This window comes from Actinomadura geliboluensis (assembly GCF_005889745.1).
Taxonomy (GTDB): domain Bacteria; phylum Actinomycetota; class Actinomycetes; order Streptosporangiales; family Streptosporangiaceae; genus Spirillospora; species Spirillospora geliboluensis.
In genome coordinates this window covers 36,081-42,450 of record NZ_VCKZ01000019.1, presented here as the reverse complement: position 1 = coordinate 42,450, position 6,370 = coordinate 36,081, and the positions used below count along the sequence as shown (strand labels likewise).

Sequence of the window (6,370 nt, the reverse complement as noted above, 5' to 3'; positions counted from 1 at the left end):
TCTTCGGGCAGGGCGCCAACTGCGCGTTCGAGGACTGCATCGAGCCCGGCTTGACCGGTGCGTCGCCGCCTGCTCCGCCTGCGGCTGCGAACGCCTGGGAGGACTGGCCGAGCGGCGAGGGCGCCCCTCCCACCGCCCCGATCCCGGCGGTCCCGCCGCAGGCCGGCGAGGGGGCGTCCGCGCCGGCCGACCTCGGGGCGGCGCCGGTGTGGCGGGTGCGCGGCGGCAGCCTGGCGGAACCCGACGCCGACGCACCCGAGGCCGCCGAGACGCCGGTCACGGACGCCGCGGACCCCGGAGACAGCGCGGACGCCGAGGAGCGGCCCGCGCCGCCCGAGGGCTGGTACGAGCCGTACGTCCCGGAGGAGGAGGGCCCGGCCGACGGTCCGCAGCCCGTCCCGCGCAGCGACGCCTGGTAGGAGGCACCGTGAGCAGAATCGTGATCTTCGCGGCCGGGTCGCGCGGGGACATCCAGCCGTGCGTCGCGCTCGGCCGGGCGCTGCGGGCGCGCGGCGACGAGGTGCGGCTCGTGGCGAGCGCCCGGTACGCGCCGATGGCCGTCGCGGCGGGCCTGGAACTCGCACCGCTGACCGCCGATCCGACCGAGATCCTGGAATCGGACGCCGGGCAGGAACTGCTCGCGGGCGGCCGGAATCCGGTGAAGTTCCTCGGCGGGTTCCGGCGCATCCTCGGCCCGATGGCGGAACGGCTCCTCGCCGAGTGTTCGGACGCCTGTAAGGGCGCGGACCTCATCCTCGGGCCCACACTCGGATTCCTTCCCCGCCATATCGGCGAGCATCTCGGCGTGCCATGGGCGCTGATTCATTTCCAGCCGAGCGAACCGACCGGCGCGTTCCCGCATCCGTTCGTCCCGCAGGCGCGAATGCTCGGGCCGTGGGGGCGGCGCGCGAGTTTCCGGGCGGTCGACGAGATCGCCTGGCAGCTGTCGCGGCCGTTCATCAACCCGTGGCGGGACGCCTCGCTCGGGCTGCCGAGGCTGCCGCTGCGGGGCCGGCGCCCGGACGGCCCGGTGCTGGCGTGCTTCAGCCCGGTGGTCGTGCCGCGGCCCGCCGACTGGGGCGCCGGCGTGCACCTCACCGGGTACTGGTTCCTCGACGAGCCCGAGTGGGAGCCTCCGGCGGAGCTGTCGGAGTTCCTCGCGGCCGGTCCCGCGCCCGTCTACGTCGGGTTCGGGAGCATGGTGCCGAAGGACTCCGCGATGACCGACCTCACCGTGCGGACGGCTTTGAAGCTCGCCGGGGTGCGCGGCATCGTGCAGGGCGATCCGGCGACGTCGGACGAGCACGTCCTCGCCGTGCGGGACGTCCCGCACGCGTGGCTGTTCCCGCGCATGGCGGCGGTCGTGCACCACGGCGGCGCCGGCACGACCGCGGCGGGGCTGCGGGCCGGCGTGCCGACCGTGGTGTGCCCGTTCTTCGGCGACCAGCCCTACTGGGGCGAGCGCGTCGCCGCGCTCGGCGCCGGGCCGCGGCCGCTGCCGTTCCGGGCGATGACGGTGCCCCGGCTCGCGGCCGAGGTCCGGCGCGCCGTCCAGGACCCCGACGTCGCGGACCGCGCCGACGACCTCGGCCGGCGCATCCGCGCCGAGGACGGCGTCGGCCGCGCCCGCGAGGTCATCGACACGCTGCTGCGCTGAGCCCCAGACGGCGTCGCGGCACGCGCGTCAGCGGTCGTCGGCGGTGTCGCTCCAGCGCCAGCCCGACCCGTCCGGGGCGGGGACGATCGCCCGCCTCGCACGCGGGCGCTGGGGCGCCCTCGGCTGCGGCGGGCCGTCCGCCCAGGGCCGCCACGGCGCCCCGCCGGACGCGGCCTCGGCGGACGCGGCCCCGGCGCCGTTGGCCGACCGGAACACCAGCTGCGGCGGCTCCGGCTCGGCGGGCGGCTGCGGAGCGGGCCGGAAGGCGTCGTGCGCGTCCACCGGCTGCGGTTCAACCGCCGGTGCGGCCTTCACCTCCGCCCAGTTCAGGGCGTAGGGGAAGGGCTGCTCGTCCGGCATGCGCGGCGGCGCGGCGGTCGCGCCCGCCGGAACGGCGGCGGTGTGCTCGCGCAGGTCCATGCGGGCGTGCAGCCCGGCGAGGAAGGGCGGCAGCCACCAGTTCGCCGCGCCCATGAACCGCATCGTCGCCGGGACGAGCAGCGACCGGACGAGCGCCGCGTCCACCACGACCGCGACGAACATGCCGACGCCGATCAGCTTCACGACCGTGATGCCCGCCATGCTGAACGCGGCGACCACCACGAGGAACAGCAGCGCCGCGCTGGTGATGATGCCGCCGGTGTGCTGCATGCCGGACGCGACCGCGACGCGGTTGTCGTGCGTGAGGTCCCATTCCTCGCGGATGCGGCTGAGCAGGAAGACCTCGTAGTCCATCGACAGGCCGAACACGACCGCGAGGATGAGGATCATGCTGGTGGCCTCGACGCCGCCCGTCGGGGTGAAGTCCAGGACGCCGGCGAGATGCCCGTACTGGAAGCCCCACACGATCGCGCCGAACGAGGCCCCGATCGACAGGACGTTCATCACGATCGCCTTCAGCGGCAGCACGATCGACCCGAAGAACATGAAGAGCAGGATGAACGTGGCGACCCCGACGAACAGCGCCATCTTCGGCAGCGTGCGCATCAGGCTCGACATCAGGTCCATCTGCGAGGCCGTGCTGCCGCCGACGTCGACGTGCATCGGATAGCCGTCCTTGGACAGGCTCATCGCGCGGATGTCCTTGACGAGGTCCTGGGCGTGCTGGTCCATCGGCTCGTACTTGTGCGTGACGGAGATGCGCACACCGCCGTACGCGCCCGAGTAGCCGGTGAACTGCGCCTCGGTGACGCCGGGGAGCTTCGCCAGGTTCTGCCGGAACTCCTCCAGGTAGGGCGGAATGGGGTCGCCCTTCTTGGCGGGCTTCCAGTCGCGCGGGATGAGGTCGCCGGAGACGACCACGTCGATCGGCTCGGCGGACCCGTTCGGGAACTCCTTCTTGACCGTCTCGACGACGGCGCGGGTGGGGCTGTCCTTCGGCAGGACGCGCGCGTCCACGCTGCCGAACTGGACGTTCAGGAACGGCACGAACATCACGCCGAGGATGACGAGCACGACCGCGAAGTACGGCAGCGGATGCTTCATCACGCTGTGGCCCAGCCGGTACCAGAAGCCGCTCTCCGGGTCGCGCTGCGCGCGCCTGGCCGTGGGCCGCCGCCACGGCATCCGCCCGAACTCGACGCCCCTGCCGAGGATCGCCAGCAGCGTCGGCAGCAGGACGATGGCGCCGAACACGGCGACCATGACCGTGGCGATGCCGGCGAGCCCGATCGTCCGGAGGAACATCTGCGGGAAGAGCAGCAGGCCCGCGAGAGCCGCCGACACGGTGATGCCGCTGACCATGATGGTGCGGCCCGCGGTCGCCATGGTCGCGGCCAAGGCCGACTCCCGGATCGGCTCCAGGGCCTCCTTGTACGCCTTCTTCGCGGCCTTGCGCGCGGCCTTGTCCCGCTCCCGCTTCCAAGGTTTGCCCGGTGGCAGACCTTGCGCGGACATGCCTCTCTCCAGTTCCTCACGGAACCGGCTGATGATGAACAGCGAGTAGTCGATCGACAGGCCGACGCCCATCATCGTGACGACTTCGAGGGCGAACGACGTCACGTCCGCCGCGTACGTCACCACATGGAGCACGGCCAGGCCGCCGACGGTCGCGAAGATCGCCACGGCCATCGGCAGCTGCGCCGCCGTCCACGCCCCGAACAGGATCATCAGCAGGATGAACAGCGGCAGCGCCGTGATCAGCTCCGCGCGGACGATGTCCTTGACGACCTGTTGGCCGAACTCCTCACCGAGCGGGATGCTGCCGCCGAGCTGCACGCGCAGCCCCGGCGCCGCCGACAGCCGGTCCTCGACCGCGTGGTAGTTCTCGGCCTTCTCGGCACCGGTCTTGCCGCGGATCTTCACCGCGACGAACGTCGAGCGCCGGTCGTGGGACGCGAACGACTTCGCCGCGTCGCCGTCGAACGACCAGTAGGAGATGATCTCCTCGACGTTCGCCGTCGGCAGCCGCGCCACCGTGCCGATGACGCTCGCCTCGTAGCGCGGGTCGTCCACCGTCATCGTGTCGCTCGTGTAGAGGACGAGGACGTCGGGGTTCGTGCTGCCGAAGTAGGTCGCGCCGAGCTTGGCGACGAGCGTCGAGGACGCGTCCGGGTCCTCGAAGCCGCCCTCCTTGAACTTGGCGAACACGCCGAGGCCCCAGCCGCCCGCGACCACGGTCGTCAGCAGGATCAGCACGAGGCTGGTCCAGCGTCGCCGGTGGATGAGACGCCCCAGCCCCGAAAGCATGATCCTCCTGTGTCACCGCGGGCGGCGGGCCGCCCGTGTCGAAGCTACTTGCGGGACGCCAGCCGCGCCGCCGTCGTCGGCAGCGCGCCGTCCAGATACCGCTGCCGCGTCGCCGCACGTGCGATCTTTCCGCTCGACGTGCGCGACACGCCACCCGGTTCGACCAACACGAAGTCGTGCACGCCCATCTCGTGCTCGATGTTGACGGCGCCGCGCACCGCCGCCTCGACCTCGTCCAGGTCGAGCCGGCCGAGCGGGACGCGGCGGTTGCGCTCGGCGACGACGACGAGCCGCTCGGTCTCCTCGCCGGTGAGCGCGAACGCGGCGACGTGGTCGGGGCGGACCGCGGCGTGCGCCTCCTGCGTCGTGACCTCGATGTCCTGCGGGTAGTGGTTGCGGCCGTCCACGATGATGAGGTCCTTGATGCGGCCGGTGACGTACAGCTCGCCCTCGTGGACGACGCCGTAGTCGCCGGTCTTCATCCACGGCCCGGCCGGAAGGTCGCCGGGCTCGCTCAGCTCGCCGCCGAACGTGTCCTGGCTGCGCTCCGAGTTGCGCCAGTAGCCGGGGGCCGTGTTGGGGCCGTGCACCCAGATCTCGCCGACCCGGCCGTCCGGCTGCTCGACCCGCGTCTCCGGGTCGACGATCGCGACGAGCTGCCCGCAGGGGCCGCCGCACGACACCAGCTCGGACCCGCCCTCGCGCAGCCGCAGCTCGCCCTGTGTGAGCGCCTCCCGGTCCACCGAAATGACCTTCGGCGGAACGTCCTCGGCCGCCGCGGTGACGAACACCGTCGCCTCGGCGAGCCCGTAGCCGGGGGCCTGCGCGCCCGGCCGCAGCCCGGCCGGCGCCAGCGCGTCCGCGAACACCGACAGCGTCGACGGGCGGATCGGCTCGGCGCCGTTCAGGCAGGTCGTCAGCCCGGACAGGTCCAGGCCGGCGATCTTCTCCGGCGTCGCCGCCGTCGCGACGTACTCGAACGCGAAGTTCGGCCCCGCCGTGTAGACGTTCCTGCCCGGCCGCGACGCGATCAGCTGCAGCCAGCGCATCGGGTTCATGATGAACGACACCGGGTCGGTGTAGATGGCGTGGTCGCCGTTCACCAGCGGCAGCGCCATCGTCGCGATCATGCCCATGTCGTGGAACAGCGGCAGCCAGCTCACCAGCTCCGGGTTCGGCTTCTCGGGCGCCCACCCGGACCACAGCTGCGCCGCGTTCGCCGTCACGTTCCCGTGCGTGATCTCGACCCCGGCCGGGCGGCGCGTCGACCCCGACGTGTACTGCAGGTACGCGAGGTCGTCGAAGCCGATGGGCTCGTCCTCCCACCGGTCGGCCAGCGCGAGGTCGACCTCCTCGGCGAACACGATCTCCTTGGGCCGGGGGACGTCGTGGTCGGCGAGGAACTTCTCCACGTGCGGCAGCGCGTTCCGCGTCGTGACGATGACCGCGGGCTCCGCGTCGGTGTAGGCGCCGATCAGCCGGTCGGCGTGCCCGGGCAGGTCGGGCGAGAACAGCGGCACCGCGATGACGTGCGCGTGCATCGCGCCGAGCATCGTCATCATGTACTCGAGTGTCTGCGGCAGCAGCAGCGCGGCCCGCTCGCCCGGCCCGGTGACCTGCCGCAGCGTCGCCGCCATCGCGCGCGCCCGGCGGTCCGTCTCGGCCCAGCTCGCCGTGACGTGCGCGCCCGCCGGGTCGGCCGAGTAGTCGACGAAGGTGTAGGCCGGCGCGTCCGGCTTCTCCCTCGCCCACCTCGCGACCCGTTCGATCAGCGGGGTGCGGCCGGAGCCGCCGGGCAGCAGTTCGGGAAGCAGCGAGCCCAGAGCCATTGAACATTCTCCCGAGGGGACGGGCCGGACGGGGCCCTCGTGCGGACGGGCGGGCGCCATCGGCGGAGCCGGGGCGCGCCCCCCGGCGACCGGCGATGATCGTCAAGCTACCGGATGGTAGTCAGCACGCGATATTAGCTCCCGGCCACATTCGCCGAAGCCGGGTTTGTCACCCCCGTGACAAGCGGAAAATCCC

General features: G+C 72.6%; 3 protein-coding genes and 1 pseudogene. 2 read left to right on the top strand and 2 right to left on the bottom strand.

Annotation, left to right across the window (positions count from 1 at the left end):
* Both ETD96_RS44400 and ETD96_RS05120 read left to right on the top strand, forming a co-directional pair.
* Window positions 1-419: pseudogene (locus ETD96_RS44400) on the top strand (hypothetical protein); the annotation flags it as partial.
* A gap of 8 nt (window positions 420-427) precedes the next feature.
* On the top strand, window positions 428-1,657 hold the full coding sequence (locus ETD96_RS05120) for a glycosyltransferase (protein ID WP_171068863.1): 1,230 nt from the start codon (window positions 428-430) through the stop codon (window positions 1,655-1,657).
* Between the two features lie 27 nt (window positions 1,658-1,684).
* Here ETD96_RS05120 and ETD96_RS05115 read toward each other — a convergent pair whose 3' ends face one another.
* Together ETD96_RS05115 and ETD96_RS05110 are read right to left on the bottom strand one after the other, a co-directional pair.
* Window positions 1,685-4,345: an MMPL family transporter gene (locus ETD96_RS05115; protein WP_138634815.1), complete on the bottom strand. Its 2,661-nt coding sequence runs from the start codon at window positions 4,343-4,345 to the stop codon at window positions 1,685-1,687.
* 44 nt (window positions 4,346-4,389) lie between these two features.
* Complete coding sequence (locus ETD96_RS05110) at window positions 4,390-6,174, bottom strand: fatty acyl-AMP ligase (RefSeq protein ID WP_138634812.1); 1,785 nt, start codon at window positions 6,172-6,174, stop codon at window positions 4,390-4,392.
* Window positions 6,175-6,370 lie beyond the last annotated feature (196 nt).

Excerpts from the sequence above, each read along its gene's own strand:
- ETD96_RS05115 (WP_138634815.1), bottom strand. The coding sequence starts at position 4,345 with ATGCTTTCGGGGCTGGGGCGTCTCATCCACCGGCGACGCTGGACCAGC.
- ETD96_RS05110 (WP_138634812.1), bottom strand. The coding sequence starts at position 6,174 with ATGGCTCTGGGCTCGCTGCTTCCCGAACTGCTGCCCGGCGGCTCCGGC.